The organism is Spirosoma sp. SC4-14, from assembly GCF_037201965.1.
In the GTDB taxonomy this organism is placed as follows: Bacteria; Bacteroidota; Bacteroidia; order Cytophagales; family Spirosomataceae; genus Spirosoma.
In genome coordinates, this window is record NZ_CP147518.1 from 4,877,600 (window position 1) to 4,896,362 (window position 18,763).

Sequence of the window (18,763 nt, forward strand, 5' to 3'; positions counted from 1 at the left end):
AACACCCCTAACATCAAGTGAACCGTAACCGTCGCCTGTTTATTATTGTTTTCATCGTCTTCACGGCTATCGTTATTCTGTTTACGATCGACATGGCCCGCCGAACTACTGCTCCCTGGAACAAAAAACGGGAAGTTGAGCGCGCACTCCCGACCAAACAAGATGGTACGGCCATCGATACGGCTGTTACCGACGACGATACACTACTCGCGCCGAAATAACTATGCTCAATTTATCTGCCGTTCATCACATTGCTATTATCAGTTCGAACTATGAAGTTTCGAAACGATTTTACACCGATATACTTGGCTTAACGATTCTCAACGAAGTCTATCGCGCTGAACGCGATTCCCATAAGCTCGATCTGGCTCTAAACGGTCAGTATGTAATCGAATTATTTTCGTTCCCGAACCCGCCCAAACGCCCTTCCCGACCCGAATCGGCTGGTTTGCGCCATCTGGCCTTCGCTGTAGCGAACATTGAAATCGCAATTGCGCATCTCAACAAGAACGGCGTAGCAACAGAACCCATTCGGGTCGATGAACATACGGGCCGACGATTCACTTTTTTTGCCGACCCCGACGAGCTTCCACTGGAACTGTATGAGAGCTAAGGGATGAAGAGCATGGGGTAATCGTTTCTGCTTTTTTTACCCCTGCCATTAGCCCTCCCTGCCCTTAAAGCACCTCAGTCAGCACACCAACCAGCGCGTCAACATCGTCCGGGGTGTTGTAGAGATGGGGAGCTATGCGCAATACACGTGCCCGAGCAGAAACCGACACTTTCCGAGCCAGCAACGCCTGCTGAACAGCCATTGGATCGGCATGGTCGGGTAACCACAAGCCAACCAGATGGCAACTGCGCCCCTGGTTGCTGTTGATGGGTTCGACCCGGCAACCAAGTTTTTCCAGAGCGGGCCAGGCATCTTTCATCAGTTCCTGATCGTATGCCTGTATTCGTTCGGGTGTCCAGTTCAGGAGTTGTGTCAGGGCGGCTTCCAGCATTGGCATTAGCACAAAATGCGTATGCTCGCCAACATTGTATCGGTAGGCTTTAGGCCGATAAGCCGGTTGGTAGTCGGTAAGCCGGTGGAACAGATTGCTGTCCAGCCGATTCATCCAGCTTTCTTCGAGCGGTATGCCATCATCGAACGCCGATCCGTAGTAAGCCAGTCCCATTGAGTAAGGGCCCATCAACCATTTGTAGCCAGCACAGATCAGTGCATCTGGCCGAATTGTTGCCAGGCTGAACGGTAATGCCCCAACAGCCTGCGTTCCGTCGATAGCCAGCCACGCGCCTACTTCCCGAACCCGTTGTGCTATTGTTTCCAGATCGAAGCGGATTCCATACATCCAATGTACAGGAGGCACAACAACCAGCGCCGTATCAGGTCCGATTGCGTCCAGAATCTGCTCATTCCAGAGCGGGCCTTTCGGAAATTCCGTCGGCATGTCGATCGTTCTGATTTGCAAACCCAACTCCCGGCAAACCTCATCCCAGGCATAAACATCGCTCGGAAACTCAGCACCGACCAGTAGAATTGTCTGTCCACGCCGAATTCCTGGCTTATTCGGCAAATTACGGGCAACAACGGCCATGCCGTACGACACCGATGGAATCACGGCAACCCGATCGGGATCAGGGTTATTGATCAGTTCCGAAAATAACTCCCGAACCCGAATAGCTCCCGAAAAAAAATCATCGGGTCGAAGGCCAAACGGGTTGGTTTCCCGTCGAATGGCCTCATATCCTGCCTGTTCTACTACCTGGCTAAGCGGAGCCCGCGTAGCGCAGTTTAAATAATGAAGACCTTCGGGAAGGGAAAATTGATCGTTTTGACAATTCAGTAGGGTTGTATCTATGATCGACATATAAACTCACTAGTTGATGAAATTTGAACCATCATTAATTGGGTCTGGCATGAGGTTTGTTTATGGTTAGTGTAGTTTATTAAACAGCGTAACCTCAATGACAGCCCTATTAGGAATTGGCTCCCGCGTTTGCCACGCCGAATTTGGCGATGGCGTTGTGATTAATCTTAAAAGTAGTGGCTATACCATTACGTTTGTGCAGCATGGTGTGAAAGTTCTAAAATTTGACACTCCGCTGACGGTTATCGAAGGTATTGAACCCGATGGAGATCAGGTTAGCCTCTTCGATGTGGAGCAAGCCCTGACGCGAATTCTACAACGCTGGGCAGACCAAACGGAAGTGGTTCCGCTAGGCGATAAGTGGAAAGGAGGCAAACTGATCTTAAAACCAGGTCGGCCAGATCTGGCTCAGAAAGAAATAGCAATCGATAGCTTTTTTCATAAAATCGTTATGGTCCGCGACCGGCTCAGAGTGCTTGAGCAACGGATCAATGCCAGCAACCTGGACGACGAAGAGAAAATAAATATTCAGCAATACATCACGAAAATATACGGAAGCATGACCTCCTTCAATCTGCTCTTCAAAAATCAGAACCAGCAGTTTGTGGGCGAGAAGGCATTAGCTGATACTTAACCGTATTATGTAATTTTGGGTTAGTAGGTTTAGAGATCCCCGCTATTGATTCGGTAGCGGGGACTTTTTTAGCCCACAATTTCCGGGCATCAACCAACCTGCCGTTGGCCGTAGCAATAGCAAAGACCATCGGGGGCAACCACAAAAAAGACTCGCCAGGTAGTCTCTCCATATTTCTGAATACTGAAGCCCGATAGCTCCGTTGTTAGCCCATTGGCTTTCAATTCGGCATAGGCGTTTTCAACATGGTCGACGTCGAAGAAACAACCATCCTGCGTAGGGTCGCCCCCGTTTTCGGCAAGACCAATTTGTATGTCATCACGACTAAGAATCGCTTTTGCCGTGGGGGCATTGCTTCGGGAAATAACGCTAAAGCCCATAACCCTTTCATAAAACGGGATGGCAGTTTCCAGGTCATTGACCGGCAGGTTCATTTTATCCTGCTGATAGGGCCAGACATTTTTCAGAATTGCTTGGGTTGGTTCCATTCGTTAGTTATTATTGGCTAGTTGGGGTTTTCGTATTGACGTTGTTTTAAACTTTTCGGAACAGAATTAAGCCATTCCGCAGATGCTACGTCCTTTGTGGTTTAGAACACAACCGTTTAAACGGCTTCATGCTTCCGGTTCGCACTCGATCCGATGGCCAAACCGAATAATATGCCCATCAGGGTCTTTGACCAACATTTCCCGCATGTTCCAGGGTTTGCTGTCGGGTGGAGAAACAATGGTAGCTCCATTAGCTTTTATCTGAGCATAATAGGCATCGACATCATCGAGCATAACAGAGATCCAGGTGCCGGGATGCCCCTGATCTTCTTTACAAAAGAAAATTTCAACATCGTCTTTCACTACCCCGCCAAATGTAGGTGGCGTTTCCCATTCCCATTTTCCAGAGAAACCTAACGTATCGGTATAATACGCCAGACTCTGTCTAATATCCGATGAATACAGAATTGGTACCGTTTTCTCCAGTTTCATAGCCGTATTGGTTAGCACTCCCAATACTAATTGGTCCATAACGTAATCTTTTTACGTTATGGACCAATTCTGAAAAGGTTCGTAACCGATTCGTGACCAGGAAGCAAACTTTTGAGAACACCCAATGAAACATAGGAATCAAAGTCACCTATCGTGATCAACCCTGCCCAGGCCGCCTGCTATTCTGCCCGCAGAGAGCGAATTGGGTTCAACATAGCGGCTTTAATGGCCTGATAGGCAACGGTCATAGCAGCCACTAACAATGTACCACTTATAGCTATCACAAACACGCCGAGCCCTATTTCGATATGAAACTGAAACCCCTGTAGCCACTGATTCATTGTCCACCAGGCAACAGGAGCCGCGAGAAGAAAAGCGATGATAACCAGCCGGGAAAACTCTTTGCCAAAAATCCAGAGAATTTGTGTCAGGCTGCTACCCAATACTTTTCGAATACCGATTTCTTTGGTTTTCTGAGCCGCCATAAACGATACCAACCCATAAAGACCCAGGCAGCCGATAAAAATGGCGATGAGCGAAAAGAATTCTACCAGCTTCAGAATCCGCTCTTCGGTTGCATAGAAGCGGGCAATGCTCTCGTCGAGAAACTGATATTCGAACAGTTGGTCGGGGTGCTGCTCCAGCCACGCTTTTTCAATGGCCGCAAGGGTCGTTTTTGCCTGAGCCATGTTTAGCTTGATGGCATATTCCGAATAATCGTTCCGATATGATGCGAAAAGAATTGGGCTGATTTCCTGATGAAACGAGGCATCATGAAAGTCTTTCACAACTCCCACAATAGGGGCTACCATATTGCCGCCGTTTGCAGCAATAATTTTCCCAATGGCTTCATTGGGCTTCAGGTTTAGTTTTCGAAGAAAGGCTTCGTTGACCAGAAATTCGCGTACACTATCGGACGGAAACAGGTTTTTACCAGCCGCCAGTTCCAGCCCAAACGTTGACAGGTATTGATCATCAGCCGATTTGATGCTGGTTCTGAAGTTTGTTTCCTCATTGTTAATTTTCACAAGATTGCCCCAACTCGAATTAGATGCAGGTGGTGTATAACAAAGCGATACCTTTTTAACACCCTTGATCCGTAAGAATTCGTTTTTCAACGTATTCATTTTAACATGGGTAGAGTCGTCACCCATCGGTACCATCACAATGGCATCCTTATCAAAACCTAAGCTTGCCTGTTTTGTGTATTGCATTTGGCTCATAATGACCAACATACCAATTACCAGCACCTGCGAAATAGCGAACTGAACAACAATCAGCGTCCGGCGCGTGTTGAAACCACCAATGTTCTGCTGCGATAACTTCCCTTTTAGGGCCACTACGGGCTGAAAACCAGCCAGAATAAGCCCCGGATAAGAACCCGCCAAAAAGGTAATTACTACGGCCAGTCCAGCAACAAACAAGGCCAATCGATCATTCTGAAACGGATTGATTACTATTTGCGTGCTGAAAAAATCATTGACGACTGGTAAGGTCAAATAAGTAAGTAGCAGCGCAACGGCAATCCCGAAAAACGAAATGAGGGCGGTTTCAGCAATAAACTGCCAGAAAAGCTGCCCCCTCACTCCGCCCAGCACTTTACGCACGCCAACTTCTTTAGATCGTTTCAGCGCCTGCGCCGTTGCCAGGTTAATGAAATTAACACAAGCCGTAATGAGCAAAAACAGGCCAATGATCGATAATACCCAAAGGTTCTTTTTCTCCATAGCGCCACCATACCGGGCATCAAAATGAACATCGATCAGTGGCTGCAATTTATAATGGTGCACGTTTTTGCTGGTTGGGCGGTATTTTTTAACATAAGCCGACAATACATCTTCGACCTGAGCGACCGCCACATCAGGACGCAGCAAGACATAACACTCGACCCCATCACGAACACCACCCCAGCCATCAATATCATCGGCCAGCCACCGATCAAACGCTTTCAATGTTGGATAAGACACAAAGATTTCGTTTTTCCGATCGGTATTGGCTGGCAAATCCTTTAAAATGCCCGTGATCCGAAACGGAATCTGATTATTCAGCCAGAACGACTTGCCTACAGCATTTTTATCACCAAAATATTTTTTCGCTATTCGTTCGGTTACGATAGCGGTATTGGGTTCCAGTAATGCCGATTTTTTATCGCCTTCCAGTAAGGGGTAATTAAAAATGTCGAAAAACTCAGGCTCCGTAAACGCAACGCCCGCTTCTTCTTTGATTTTTTTAAGATCCCCTTCTGTTTTTAAGGTAATCAACTGATCGTCAACACTGATAATCCGGGCTATTTTTTCAGCAAATGTGTAATCGTTACGAAAATGCTTGCCCAATGGCGACGGGACACTACTGGCATAGCCAATGTTGTCACGGTGCATTTCGGTCACAACCCGATAAATGCGGTTACTATTTGAATGAAAATTATCAAAACTCAGATGATGGCTAACCAACGTAAAAATGAGGATACTACAGGCCATACTTAAGGCCAATCCGGCCACATTAATCAGTGTGTAGCCCTTGTTCCGTTGCAGATTACGAAACGCGATTTTGACATAATTCCGAATCATTGTAATTCCTGGTCTTGAGTGTTGTTCATTTTGTTGATTAGCTTGTTTGCGTTGTCGCACAAAGGGCGGCAGCACCGATACGACGTTGAGCATATAGCGCAGCGTAGCCTGCGTTTGGCCCGCCCGATGGTACCAGTAGGTGTATAGCTCGTCCAGATCACCTTCTACTTCTTCGAGCGTTTCTTCGGGATGAAGTCGGGTGAGGAGCCAGTGGGCAAACCGGGGTGGTAGAGGTTGACTGAACTGTTTCATAAGCCACTAAGTTGGAGTGCATTGGGAGGAACCAGTTGCCAAAGATCCTGACGCAGTTGTTGAATTTCCTGCAATGCCCGACTACCCAGCGCCGTGATCCGAAACAATCGCTTGCGTCGGCCTCCACGTTCGGTTGTGGCTCCGCCCAACTCCGACTTTACGAACCCTTTTTCTTCCAGCCGAATGAGTGTATTATGCACCGTGCCGAAGGTAACAATCCGGCCCGTGTGCTCTTCCAGTGCCTGACTGACCGTGACGCCATAGCCTTCGCCATCCAGAATAGCGACCATCAGCAACACCATCTCTTCAAACTCGCCCAAATAGGTTCGACGCATATGCCCAATCAATTAGTTTATATTTTATCGTACAAATCTGCGGCCAAACATCAACAAGCTGCCCTAACGGCCTGAAACAGCCAATTTCATCATTTTCAGAAGCTAATGATTGTCCGTAACTGGACATCGGCTGTCCGTCGTGGGACAACCGAAAGTGATACTATTAGCCCCGTTTTCGGCTTCTTGGGTGAAACTCCCGAAGGGTTTGTTGCAGATAATCGCGGTCGAGGTGAGTGTAAATTTCGGTTGTCGTTATGGATTCATGACCGAGCATTTGCTGGACTGCGCGCAAGTCGGCACCTCCTTCGATGAGATGGGTAGCAAACGAATGTCGGAATGTGTGCGGGCTGATATTTTTCTGAATACCAACTTCATCGGCCAGTTTTTTGATAGTCGTGAAAACCGAAATGCGTGAAAGCTGTTTACCACGCAAATTGAGAAAAATGGTATCTTCATCGCCTTTCTGCACGTCCAAATGCGACCGAACGTGTTCGATATAAAGGCGCGTATAGTGCATGGCATCCTGGCCAATTGGTACGAGCCGTACCTTATCTCCCTTGCCCAATACCCGAATAAAACCCGCGTCGAAATAACAGTTTGTTAGGCGAAGGTTCAGCAACTCCGATACCCGTAAGCCCGAACTGTAGAGCACTTCGAGCATGGCCCGGTCGCGGGTTCCGCCGGGGGTAGACAGGTCGATGGCGGCCAGCATGTCTTCAATTTCGGGAAAACTCAGCGTATCGGGAAGCTTACGGCCCAATTTTGGCGACTCCAGCAACTGCGTTGGGTCGTGTTGAATCAGATTTTCGAGCAGTAGATACTTAAAAAAAGATTTCAGTCCCGAGAGCATCCGGGCCTGGCTATGGGCCGAAAGACCAAGTTCGCCCAGATACTTCAGAAAATTCATCAACTGCTTCTCTCCCACCTGCATAGGCGACATGGCCGGATCGGTCAGTAGTATGTATTCGTGCAATTTTTCGGCGTCGTGCAGGTATGCCTCTACGGAGTTTTCAGACAGCGACCGTTCGAGTTTGAGATAGTTCTTAAATGCGTTTATATAACTTTGCCACACAGGACGGTTTATGGTTTATGGTTTATAGTATACGGTTGGCGAACGTGTCAGCCATTCTTGCACCAGCTAACCGCATGCCGAATACCGTAAACGCAAACCAAACATGAAACAGATTCTTATCATAAATGGTCCCAACCTGAACCTGCTGGGTACGCGGGAACCAACCATCTATGGAAATCGCTCGTTCATCGACTATCTGAAAACGCTGGAAGAACAGTTTCCCGACGTGCAACTTCGCTATTTTCAGTCGAATCATGAGGGTGAACTAATCGATAAAATTCATGAACTGGGCTTTACGGTAGATGGTATCGTGATCAATGCTGGTGCTTATACACATACTTCGATTGCCATTGCTGATGCACTTTCGGCCATCACGGCTCCGGCCATTGAGGTCCATATATCCAATGTTCACGCCCGGGAGTCGTTCCGTCACCACAGCTATCTGTCGGCCAAATGTAAGGGTATTATTGTAGGTCTCGGCCTGAAAGGTTACGAAATGGCCATTCGCTATCTGCTGACGGTTTAAGTTCGGTTTATGGTTTACGCTGCATAAGAAGGATGTATGCAAATAAGCGGAGCAACCATAAACCGAATACTGAATACCTAAAACGCACTTTTATGATCACGTTCTACCCAGGTCCGTCAAAAATATATCCACAGGTGGCCGATTATGCCGCCGAAGCCATTCGGGAAGGTATTGTGAGCCAGAATCACCGGAGTGCCGGTTTTATGGATGTGGTGAAAGAAACCATCAACCTCCTGCATCAAAAGCTGGCTATCCCGGCCGAGTATCACATTGCCTTTGTGTCGTCGGCTACCGAATGCTGGGAAATTGTGGCACAATCGCTGACCATCGAAGCCAGTCTTCACCCCTACAGCGGTGCGTTTGGCAAAAAATGGGCCGAATATGCCTATCGCATCAAACCACCCACGGAGTTAAACCAGGCCGATGTGCTCTGTCTGGTTCAAAACGAAACCTCCAACGGCACGCAGGTATCGATGGATACGCTCGCTCAGTTTCGGCGGGAATTTACCAGCACCGACGGCTCGCCAATTATTGCTATCGATGCCGTATCGTCGATGGCCGGAATTGCGTTCGACTGGACGCTGGCCGATGTCTGGTTTGCTTCCGTTCAAAAATGTTTTGGCCTTCCGGCCGGGTTAGCCGTACTTATATACTCCCCGGCAGCGCTCAACCGGGCGCAGGCCATTGGCGAAAACGCACATTATAACAGCCTGCTGTTCATTCACGAAAATTTTTCGAAATACCAGACGCCTTACACACCCAATGGCCTGGGCATATACATGCTCATGCGTGTGATGCAACAGGTAGCTCCCATTGCCGAGGTTGACGCCATTACAAAAAAACGCGCAGCAAACTGGTATTCGTTTTTCGAACAAAAAATGGCCAGCTCCCCTTTCCGGCTGCTGGTCGATACTCCAGCCGAACGGTCCGATACCGTCATTGCCGTTGAAGGCTCCGAGACAGACATCAAGGCGGTGAAGGCTGCGGCCCAACAAGCAGGTATTATGCTCGGAAACGGGTATGGCGACTGGAAAACGACCACGTTTCGCATTGCTAATTTTCCGGCCATCACCGATGCCGAAATTGAAACCTTAACGCAATTCCTTTTGTCATTCCAGCAATAAGAATTGGTCGAATGACAGTTAACCACCATGTTTAATATAAAAGAAATTGCCTCTGTTACGCTCATTCTTTTTTCGGTTATCGACGTGATCGGCTCGTTACCGGTTCTGATCGATCTTCGCAAAAAAGTCGGAAAAATTGAATCGGAACGGGCAACCCTGGTATCGGGAGCGCTGATGATTTCCTTTCTGTTCGTTGGCGAACGGCTGCTAAAGTTGTTTGGCGTCGATGTGGCTTCCTTTGCCGTGGCTGGGGCACTTATCATTTTCCTGATCGGTCTTGAAATGATTTTAGGACGCACCATTTTCAAACCAGAAGAAAGCAGCACGGGTGGCGCTACGCACATTGTTCCAATTGCGTTTCCGCTCATTGCCGGAGCCGGAACACTAACAACTATAATTTCGCTCCGGGCCGAGTATCAGATCGTCAATATTATTATCGGTATCATTATCAATCTGATTCTGATCTATGTTGTCCTGAAATCGTCGGGCTGGCTCGAAACCCGGCTGGGCTCTGGTGGTCTGGCTGTTCTTCGCAAAATATTTGGCATTATTCTGCTGGCCATTGCCATAAAACTGTTTAAAACCAACCTGATTTCTGATTTTTAATTGATATGCACTCACCCGATTCACTTGCTCAGGTAGCAGAATTTCACCGCACCTTCCATGCGCCAGTTCTCGACACACCCCAGATTCCATCCGAAGCCCGCTGCAACCTGCGAGTATCGCTGTTGGCCGAAGAACTCGATGAATTTCGCGAGGCTATTGCGGCTGGCGACATTGTAGCAGTGGCCGATGCACTTTGCGATCTGCAATATGTGTTGTCGGGAGCGGTTCTGGAGTTTGGCCTTGGCAATAAATTCAAAGCCTTATTCGAAGAGGTCCAGCGCTCCAACATGAGCAAAGCCTGCCTGACCGTCGAAGAAGCCGAAGCTACCGTCGCGCAGTATCAGGCTAAAGGCTTTCCCTGCCACTACATCGAGTCGGAGGGCAAATTTCTGGTCTTCCGCGATGCCGACCACAAAACACTCAAAAGCATCAACTACTCTCCCGCCGACCTGGAAACGATACTGAGATAGGTATTCGGTTTACGGTTGCTTTGCAGCAATGGTATGCTAACTGGCAGAGCCACCGTAAACCATAAACCGAATACCGAAAAACCCTTATGACTTCCTCAGCAACTACACTCGAAACCGCTATTCGGCGACGAATCGATCATAAAACCAAACCGCTGGGCGCTTTGGGACGGTTGGAAGAACTGGCTCTGCAAATAGCGTTAATTCAACAGACCGAAACGCCGGTGTTGAGCAATCCGCATATGCTCGTGTTTGCGGGCGATCATGGGCTGGCTGCCGAAGGCGTCAGCGCCTACCCTGCCGACATTACCCATGGCATGGTAAAAAACTTCATTGCTGGCGGAGCCGCCATCAATGTTTTCTGTCGGCAAAATGGCTTGGAGCTATTGGTGTGCGATGTGGGTGTAAATGGCACCTTTGACGAGAACACTGAGAGTTTTGTCAAATACAAAATTCGTCCTGGCACCCGCAATATGCGGTACGAACCCGCCATGACGGCCGATGAATGTGCGGCTGCTCTGGATGCCGGAAAAACGCTGGTCAATGGCATTCAATACCGAAATTGTACTATAGTTGGCTTTGGCGAAATGGGGATTGGCAACACGTCGCCAGCCGCCTTGTTGATGCACCGATTCACCAAACGTCCATTAGATCAATGCGTTGGTCGCGGCACAGGGCTCGACGATGCGGGGTTGGCGCACAAACTGTCGATTCTCGAAACGGTGGCAGCGCAGTACCAGCAACTCACGAATCCATTAGAAATTCTGGCCGCAATGGGAGGTCTGGAAATTGCGGCTATTGTGGGTGGAATACTTCAGGCTACCGAAAACAGGATGGTTATTCTGATCGATGGATTCATTGCCACCTCAGCCTTGCTGGTTGCCCAGGCGCTGAATCCGGCTGTATTACAAAACTGCATTTTCTGCCACCAGTCTAATGAAGCAGGTCATCGACACATGCTCGATTTCTTCAATGCCCGGCCACTGCTCACGCTCGACCTCCGCCTGGGCGAAGGCACAGGATGCGCCCTGGCCTACCCGCTTGTGCAGGCTGCTGTTGGTATGCTGAACGAAATGGCAACGATGGATGTGCTTTAATTCGTTTATGGCCTATCGTTTATCGCTGCTTCGCCTAGTCAACATCTAAATGAGCAGCGCAACCATAAACCATAGACGATAAACGATGAACTTTATGCGACTCTTCTTTACGGCGTTGATGTTTTATACCCGCTTACCGGTTCCGAAAAATATCGACCACTCGGCCGACGCGTTGAACCGATCTACCATGTTCTTTCCGTTGATCGGCTGGATAGTGGGTGGCATAGGCGTAGGCATCTATTGGCTTGGAACGGTGCTGTTTCCACCAACCTATCTTCCCGTATTGTTCAGCATAATTGCTACGGTTTGGGTAACGGGAGCCTTTCATGAAGATGGCTTTGCCGACGTTTGCGACGGCTTTGGGGGTGGCTGGACAAAAGAAAAAATCCTGGCGATCATGAAAGATAGCCGTTTGGGCACCTATGGTACTATTGGGCTGGTATTGCTCCTGGCAGTTAAATTTTTTGCCCTGCAATCGCTGCTCGGTGTCGAAACCTTTGGTTGGGCTGTTGCACTCAAATACATCTCGGCCCATAGCCTGAGTCGGTTAACTGCCGCTACAGTTATCAGCGCGCTCCCCTATGCCCGCGACGATCTTGATGCCAAAGCAAAACCCATTGCGCAGGGTATCACCGCTAGCCAACTCACCATAGCGGCTCTGTTTGGTTTAGCCCCATTGCTGGCGCTTGTGGTTTATACGACACTGTGGATTTATTTGCTCTTTCTGATTCCATTGGCGCTGGTTCGCTGGCGATTCATCTGGTTTTTCAACAAATGGCTCGGTGGCTATACCGGCGATTGTCTGGGGGCCGTCCAACAAGTTACCGAAGTTGTAGTTTATCTGTCATTCGTTTCATTGCTGTGGGTTTCGGTTTAATCATTTTATTGTCCACAGAGAATACAGAAACAGTTTCTGAATCTTTTTGTAATCTCTGTAGCTCTGAGGACAATACCCAACTTGTTTCTAATGGATGTTTATCTGATTCGTCATACCGAAGTTGCTGTTGGGCGTGGGGTGGCCTATGGTCAATCCGATGTCGATCTGGCCGAAACCTACGAAGACCAACGTGACCGACTGATTAACCACTTACCCGACGATCCGTTTGCTATTTTTTCATCTCCCCTGCGCCGGTGCTACCAGTTAGCCAACGATCTGGCCAATACTTTTTCGCCGGGTAGCTCAATAGAAATCGCACCCGGACAAACGTCAGTACCAGATGCCCAACCATTAGTGGTCAAAACCGATGATCGATTGAAAGAATTTTTCTTCGGCGACTGGGAAATGGTGCCCTGGAACGATATTGGCCGCGAGGTTCTGGAGCCGTGGATGGCCGATTTTGTGAACGTTCGAACACCCAACGGCGAAAATTTCAATGATGTGTTCGAGCGGGTGGGCTCGTTCTGGCAGTCGACGATTTTGCCTATTGCGCAAACTCAAACTGCTCAGCCCGTGTTCATCATATCACACGGCGGTGTTATTCGGGCTTTGCTGTGTCTGTTTCTGGATTTATCTTTGCAAAACGCCTACCGGCTCAATCTCGATTATGGAGCTGTAACAAAACTGACATTAACCGGATCGTCATACACGGTCCAATATATAAATCGCTGAAGACACCCATGAAATCGCTACAAATTCGTCTGATTACTTTATGCACCATTGTGCTGGCTACTGCACTCTTTCGCCTGCTGCCGCACTGGCCTAACTTCACTCCCATTGCTGCTTTGGCCTTGTTTGGAGCGGCCACTTTCGAACGCAGGTGGTTAGGTCTGGCAGTTCCATTACTGGCCATGCTATTGAGCGATGCCCTGATTGGTTTCCATGGGAACATGGCTTCAGTTTATGTAAGTTTTGGCCTGACCTGGCTGCTTGGACTATGGGCACTGCGTCGGCCGTCGGCCGGGCGAATTGCCGCTGTTTCGGTTACGGCATCGGTTCTGTTTTTCCTGATCACTAATTTTGCCGTTTGGTATGGCAGCACATTTTACCCACAAACAATGGCGGGACTGATGGGCTGCTACGCAGCGGGGCTGGCGTTCTATGACGGTACGTCTTTCTTTCTGAATGGCCTGCTGGGCGACCTGTTTTTCAATGGTGTTCTCTTTGGAGGCTATTATCTGTTACAACAACGCTTTGGTGTGCTAAAACCCGTGCGGGCTTAACAGTCAACCAAAAAATATTGGAAGCCTTCTGATTCGTCGGAAGGCTTTTTTTATTGGTTCATTGTCATTGGCTGTTCCATGACCAGCCTAGACCTAAAAAGTTTCGAAAACCGTTTAGGTCTGTTTATGCCTACGCCTGATGACTAATTGCTGATGACTCGCTGTTTTTTTGCTAGCTTTCGCGTAAAATCACCATCTGGTATGCTCATCGTCAACCTCAATCCTTTTCCGGAATTAACGACCGAACGGCTGCGACTTCGTCAGATACTGCTAGAGGATGAAAACGATTTTTTTGCGTTACGATCTAACCCGGAAATAATGCGGTTTATTCCTCGCCCTATTGCCCGCACCGTTGCCGATGCCGCTCAACTTATTCTGAATATCAATAATGGTATTCGCCAGAACGAGCACATCACCTGGGGAATTTCACAGAAATCAGACCCTAAAATTATTGGCACAATTGGCTATGTTCGGATGGCAAAACAGCACTACCGGGCCGAGGTAGGGTATCTGCTGAGCAATGATTATCGGGGGAAGGGGATTATGCAGGAAGCCTTACAGGCCGTAATCGATTATGGTTTTCAGGTTATGAAACTCCACTCGATCGAAGGCGTTATTGATCCGGCCAATACGACCTCTGCCCGGGTTCTCGAACGGGCTGGTTTTATGAAAGAAGCGCATTTCAAAGAGAATCAATTCTACAATGATTGTTTCCACGACACGGTTCACTATTCGCTGTTAGCACCATAAGCAGGTATTAATGACAATTGCTTACCTTTAAAACCCATCAAGAGTACCCTACCGACAATGACCCTAATCGCCCACCTTCTAATTGGCCTTGTAGCCGTAGAGCATCTGTATATTCTCTGGCTGGAAATGTTCGCCTGGACCACCCGAGGCCGTAAAACGTTTCGCTCTTTAGCCCCGGAATTATTTGAACCAACCAAAGCGTTGGCTGCCAATCAGGGACTATATAACGGATTTCTGGCGGCAGGCTTGATCTGGTCACGGCTTATCAGCGATCCGGTCTGGAGCACGAATGTGGCTTATTTTTTCCTCAGCTGTGTGATCGTTGCCGGGATCTATGGCGCCCTTACGGCTCAGCGGTCTATCTTTTTTGTGCAGGCCTTACCGGCTATTCTGGCCTTAATTTTTACGCTGCTGGCGAATTGAAATGCGTCAGACTAAACGGTTGGCTGTCGAAATCCGTCCGATTCTGTAATGCCAGTTCTGCCAGCATCTGACCTACAGCCGCCGAATGCTTAAACCCGTGTCCCGAACAGGCCGAAGCCAGCAGAACCCGCTGATGATCGGGGTGACGGTCAATTAAAAAATCGCCATTGGGCGTCATGGTATACATACAAACAGCCGACCGAATACATTTAGGCCCAATCCCGTTAAAGTTTGGCACGACATACCGTTCATACATCTGCTGCGTTTCGGCGGTCGAAACTAACCGGTTCACCTTATTGGCTGTTATTGGCTGTGCATAGGTTTCCATAGCCAGTTTAAGTCCATCGGCCGGGCCACCTACGGCCGGAAAACCATACATATCCCGGTCGCTCAGAATAAAGACCGGAAACCGGTTGGGGATAAAGGCCGTATAATTGTCCTCAACATCGAACCAATACTGAACCTGCCGATATACCCTGAGCAAATTCTGATAAGCGGTATTGGCCAAAGCCGTGGTTATCCATGGGCCTGTTGTCAGAATCAGTTGTCGGGTTTTATAGTCGGCCTGGCTTGTACGAACCAGTACGCCCGACGATGTTTCGCTAAACGACAGCATTTGTTCGTAGGTCCGAACCGTAGCTCCGTTCCTGGCAGCCAGTTCCAGTTGAGCCGAAATACATCGTTCTGGATTCAAAAAACCCGCATCAGGCTCAAAATAGCCAACATCGTCAGGTCGAACACGAAATTGCGGGTATTGAGTGCGAAGGGCCTCATTATCCAGAAGCTGATGCGCAATGCCAAACTGTTCGGCGGCCCGAATGGTTGTTGTTAACCAACCCGGTTTATTGTGCATCTGACTGTCGGAATATTCTTTACCGATAAACAGGCCACCATTTTTCACCAGCAACTGTTGCCCGGTTTTTGCTTCCAGTTCCTGCCAGATTTCGTAGGACCGTAGTGCCAGTGGCACAAAATAAGTCCCTTCGCCTATAGCCTGTCGCGTAATGCGGGTGTCGCCATGGGTAGAGCCCATCGTGTGGGGCGGAGCAAACTGATCGATTCCCAGAACATCAGCATTTAAGTTGGAAAGCTGATAGAGTGTAGCACTACCCATAGCCCCCAACCCCACAACAATGGCATCAAAAATCATGACGATCTGTGTTATAAACCCTATTGCAAACTATCGTATTTCCGGTCGATCAGTTCGGCCACCAAGCCGGTCCAGCCGGTTTGATGACTAGCCCCAACACCCCGTCCATTATCACCGTCAAAATATTCATAAAACAGCACATAATCTCTGAAATGCGGGTCCTGATATTTCGGATGCTGACCAAAGGTAACCCGGCGGCCGTTTTCGTCAATGGTGAAGATGCTGATCAGCCGGTTCATCAGTTCGCTGGCAACATCTTTCAGGGTTATCTGCTGCCCCGAACCAATCGGGTATTCTACGGTGAAGGCATCGCCGAAATAGTCATAAAACCGCTCCAACGTTTCAATCATCAGGTAGTTTAACGGCATCCAGACGGGCCCACGCCAGTTACTGTTTCCGCCAAACATACCGCTATCGCTCTCGGCGGGTGTGTAGGCCAGCCGAAAAGTTGTGCTATCGAGAGTAAACTCATAGGGATGGTCGCGGTATATTTTCGAAACGGCCCGCACACCGTGAGGGCTTAAAAACTCAGTTTCGTCTAATACTTTACTAAGCAACGATTTAAGTCGAAACCCTCGTAACAAACTCAGAAGGCGTTTTTCACTCACGCCCGTTTCGGTATAGCGTGACACCTGATTGTAGAGATCGGGCCGGTGCGTCTGAAACCATTCCATTCGTTTTAGAAACGGTGCACGTTGCCGCAATAGCTGATCGTCCAGAATTTCGACGGCAAACATTGGAATCAGGCCAACCATGGTTCGAACGCGCATTCGTTTTACACTCCCGTCCGACATCCGGATCTGATCGTAGAAAAAAGCGTCCTGCTCATCCCATAGGCCGGTGTTGGTTTCGCCAATGTTGGTTATGGCTCCAGCGATGTAGAGAAAATGGTCGAAAAATTTGGTAGCCAGTTCGTCATAGATGGGATCATGCTGAGCCAGTTCGAGCGCAATCCGCATCATATTCAGGGCATACATAGCCATCCAGCTCGACCCATCGGCCTGTTCGAGATGGCTACCATCGGGCAGCACCGCGTTCCGGTCGAAAACGCCAATATTATCTAACCCAAGAAAACCGCCTTCAAAAATATTATTCCCCGATTCGTCTTTGCGGTTCACCCACCACGTGAAGTTGAGCAACAGTTTATGAAAAATGCCTCGTAGAAACGGCATATCTTCTTCGCCGGGGGGCTTGCGCTCCAGTTCCATATGATAAATTCGCCAGGCAGCCCAGGCATGAACCGGCGGGTTCACATCGCTGAACGACCACTCATAGGCTGGCAATTGCCCATTGGGGTGCATATACCATTCGTTGGTGAGCAACATAAGCTGATCTTTGGCAAACCCCGGATCAATAACCGCCAGTGTAACACAGTGAAATGCCCAGTCCCAGGCGGCATACCACGGATATTCCCAGGTATCGGGCATCGAAATAACACCCGCATTGATGAGTTGGGGCCAGGTATGATTGCGCCCTTTGGCCCGCTCGGGCGGAGGGGGCGGGCTATTAGGATCGCCAGCCAGCCATCGTGTCACATCGTAATAATAGAACTGTTTACTCCAGAGCATGCCGGCAAACGCCTGCCGCTGAACCAATTTTTCGTCCGCAGTAGCCTGAGCCGGGTGAACATGGGTATAAAATTCGTCGGCCTCGGTTTTTCGCGTTGCCACAAGCTCATCAAAATTGGGCAAAAAATTAGGGTTGTCGGTTGTTTCGGCATATATGCGTAACCGTATGGTAGCCGATTCTCCTGCGCCAATTGTCAGCTTATAACGGGCCGCTGCCTTCGTTCCTTTTTTCTGCGGATTCACTGTTTCCCAGCCAAAGAGAACATAATTATGAATGCCGTCTTTCGGGTAGCGAGCGCCAATATGGGTATTATATAGCCGCTCCAGATTCGACTCATTGTCGCAAAATAGCCATTCGGGTTGATCATAGGCCTGAATAATATACCGGCCCAATTGAACCTGTTCGGCCAAAACAGTACCATCGGGCTGAAGCGACAAGCCTGGTTTCTGGCTCGGAACCCCATCGGAGTCGTCTCCCCATATCCAGGTATTCCGGTACCAGAGTGTGGGTAGCACCTGCAAATCGGCCGCTTCGGGACCGCGATTATGGATGGTAACACACATCAGAATATCCTGCGGGCGAACTTTGGCGTACTCAACAAACACGTCGAAGTAGCGATCATTGTCGAACAGGCCCGTATCCAGTAATTCAAACTCAGGGTCTTGCCGGGTCCGTCGACGGTTTTCGTCAATGAGTTGCTGGTAGGGATAGGCTGCCTGCGGATATTTATAGAGCATCCGCTGATAGGAATGGGTAGGCGTATTGTCGATGTAATAATAGAGTTCCTTAACATCTTCGCCATGATTGCCCTCGCTATTGGTCAGGCCAAAATAGCGCTCTTTCAGAATAGCATCCTTTCCATTCCAAAGCGCCAAAGCCAGACAAAGCTGCTGTTTATCGTCGCAGAAGCCGGCAATTCCTTCTTCGCCCCAGCGATAGGTATAACTGCGGGCCATATCGTGGGTTGTATAGTTCCAGGCATCGCCGTTGGAGCTATAATCTTCGCGAACCGTTCCCCATTGCCGATCCGACACATAAGGGCCCCATTGCCGCCAGGCCGGATCGTCTAAACGTTGTTGTTCGATGGTCATGCTATCGGTTTTTAGCTGTCTGGTTTACGGTATTCGGTTTATAGTTTACGGTAGTTCCGCATCAGACGAATGTATGCGAACAGGCGAAG

21 protein-coding genes are annotated in these 18,763 nt (G+C 48.9%); 13 read left to right on the forward strand and 8 right to left on the reverse strand.

Annotated elements, in window-relative coordinates; genetic code table 11:
* The first annotated feature begins 17 nt into the window (after nt 1-17).
* Nucleotides 18-221: a hypothetical protein gene (locus WBJ53_RS19820; protein ID WP_338869320.1), complete on the forward strand. Its 204-nt coding sequence runs from the start codon at nt 18-20 to the stop codon at nt 219-221.
* 2 nt (nt 222-223) lie between these two features.
* Complete coding sequence (locus WBJ53_RS19825; protein ID WP_338869322.1) at nt 224-613, forward strand: VOC family protein; 390 nt, start codon at nt 224-226, stop codon at nt 611-613.
* A gap of 64 nt (nt 614-677) precedes the next feature.
* On the opposite strand, the gene WBJ53_RS19830 is transcribed toward WBJ53_RS19825, so the two are convergent.
* Complete coding sequence (locus WBJ53_RS19830) at nt 678-1,871, reverse strand: aminotransferase class V-fold PLP-dependent enzyme (protein ID WP_338869324.1); 1,194 nt, start codon at nt 1,869-1,871, stop codon at nt 678-680.
* A gap of 97 nt (nt 1,872-1,968) precedes the next feature.
* Between WBJ53_RS19830 and WBJ53_RS19835 the strand changes: the two genes are divergently transcribed.
* Complete coding sequence (locus WBJ53_RS19835; protein ID WP_338869326.1) at nt 1,969-2,505, forward strand: hypothetical protein; 537 nt, start codon at nt 1,969-1,971, stop codon at nt 2,503-2,505.
* 89 nt (nt 2,506-2,594) lie between these two features.
* Here WBJ53_RS19835 and WBJ53_RS19840 read toward each other — a convergent pair whose 3' ends face one another.
* From WBJ53_RS19840 to xerD, 5 genes are all read right to left on the reverse strand, one after another.
* A complete protein-coding gene (locus WBJ53_RS19840; RefSeq protein ID WP_338869328.1) occupies nt 2,595-2,993 on the reverse strand; it encodes a VOC family protein in 399 nt (132 codons plus the stop codon).
* 126 nt (nt 2,994-3,119) lie between these two features.
* Nucleotides 3,120-3,524: a glyoxalase superfamily protein gene (locus WBJ53_RS19845; protein WP_338869330.1), complete on the reverse strand. Its 405-nt coding sequence runs from the start codon at nt 3,522-3,524 to the stop codon at nt 3,120-3,122.
* Between the two features lie 140 nt (nt 3,525-3,664).
* On the reverse strand, nt 3,665-6,304 hold the full coding sequence (locus tag WBJ53_RS19850) for an ABC transporter permease (RefSeq protein WP_338869332.1): 2,640 nt from the start codon (nt 6,302-6,304) through the stop codon (nt 3,665-3,667).
* Entirely contained in the window at nt 6,301-6,639 is a 339-nt protein-coding gene (locus WBJ53_RS19855) for a PadR family transcriptional regulator (protein ID WP_338869335.1), read from the reverse strand. Before WBJ53_RS19855 ends, WBJ53_RS19850 begins: the two co-directional genes overlap by 4 nt.
* Nucleotides 6,640-6,802: 163 nt before the next feature.
* Complete coding sequence (xerD, locus tag WBJ53_RS19860) at nt 6,803-7,711, reverse strand: site-specific tyrosine recombinase XerD (protein WP_338869337.1); 909 nt, start codon at nt 7,709-7,711, stop codon at nt 6,803-6,805.
* Between the two features lie 103 nt (nt 7,712-7,814).
* On the opposite strand from xerD, the gene aroQ reads away from it, so the two are divergent.
* From aroQ to WBJ53_RS19910, 10 genes are all read left to right on the forward strand, one after another.
* Nucleotides 7,815-8,237: a type II 3-dehydroquinate dehydratase gene (aroQ, locus tag WBJ53_RS19865; protein WP_338869339.1), complete on the forward strand. Its 423-nt coding sequence runs from the start codon at nt 7,815-7,817 to the stop codon at nt 8,235-8,237.
* A gap of 92 nt (nt 8,238-8,329) precedes the next feature.
* Entirely contained in the window at nt 8,330-9,361 is a 1,032-nt protein-coding gene (locus WBJ53_RS19870) for an aminotransferase class V-fold PLP-dependent enzyme (protein WP_338869341.1), read from the forward strand.
* Nucleotides 9,362-9,388: 27 nt separating this feature from the next.
* On the forward strand, nt 9,389-9,967 hold the full coding sequence (locus WBJ53_RS19875; protein ID WP_338869343.1) for a MarC family protein: 579 nt from the start codon (nt 9,389-9,391) through the stop codon (nt 9,965-9,967).
* A 5-nt stretch (nt 9,968-9,972) separates the two neighbouring features.
* Nucleotides 9,973-10,437, forward strand: a complete 465-nt coding sequence (locus WBJ53_RS19880) for a nucleoside triphosphate pyrophosphohydrolase family protein (protein ID WP_338869345.1) — start codon at nt 9,973-9,975, stop codon at nt 10,435-10,437.
* A gap of 86 nt (nt 10,438-10,523) precedes the next feature.
* On the forward strand, nt 10,524-11,531 hold the full coding sequence (gene cobT / locus WBJ53_RS19885; protein ID WP_338869347.1) for a nicotinate-nucleotide--dimethylbenzimidazole phosphoribosyltransferase: 1,008 nt from the start codon (nt 10,524-10,526) through the stop codon (nt 11,529-11,531).
* 94 nt (nt 11,532-11,625) lie between these two features.
* Nucleotides 11,626-12,408, forward strand: coding sequence for an adenosylcobinamide-GDP ribazoletransferase (locus tag WBJ53_RS19890; protein WP_338869348.1), 783 nt, complete (start codon nt 11,626-11,628; stop codon nt 12,406-12,408).
* Nucleotides 12,409-12,498: 90 nt separating this feature from the next.
* The gene (locus tag WBJ53_RS19895) at nt 12,499-13,140 is read left to right on the forward strand and encodes a histidine phosphatase family protein (protein WP_338869349.1); all 642 of its coding nucleotides are present in this window, start codon (nt 12,499-12,501) and stop codon (nt 13,138-13,140) included.
* 8 nt (nt 13,141-13,148) lie between these two features.
* Nucleotides 13,149-13,691 (forward strand): DUF6580 family putative transport protein, encoded by a 543-nt coding sequence (locus WBJ53_RS19900; protein ID WP_338869351.1) that lies wholly within the window; start codon nt 13,149-13,151, stop codon nt 13,689-13,691.
* Between the two features lie 201 nt (nt 13,692-13,892).
* The gene (locus tag WBJ53_RS19905) at nt 13,893-14,441 is read left to right on the forward strand and encodes a GNAT family protein (protein WP_338869353.1); all 549 of its coding nucleotides are present in this window, start codon (nt 13,893-13,895) and stop codon (nt 14,439-14,441) included.
* Nucleotides 14,442-14,498: 57 nt separating this feature from the next.
* Nucleotides 14,499-14,864: a DUF1304 domain-containing protein gene (locus tag WBJ53_RS19910; protein WP_338869355.1), complete on the forward strand. Its 366-nt coding sequence runs from the start codon at nt 14,499-14,501 to the stop codon at nt 14,862-14,864.
* Here WBJ53_RS19910 and solA read toward each other — a convergent pair.
* Complete coding sequence (gene solA / locus WBJ53_RS19915) at nt 14,845-16,014, reverse strand: N-methyl-L-tryptophan oxidase (RefSeq protein WP_338869357.1); 1,170 nt, start codon at nt 16,012-16,014, stop codon at nt 14,845-14,847. The two genes, WBJ53_RS19910 and solA, sit on opposite strands and share 20 nt — an antisense overlap.
* 20 nt (nt 16,015-16,034) lie before the next feature.
* Nucleotides 16,035-18,674 carry a glucosidase gene (locus WBJ53_RS19920; RefSeq protein ID WP_338869359.1) on the reverse strand — a complete coding sequence of 880 codons (2,640 nt, stop codon included), beginning with the start codon at nt 18,672-18,674 and terminating at the stop codon, nt 16,035-16,037.
* Nucleotides 18,675-18,763 lie beyond the last annotated feature (89 nt).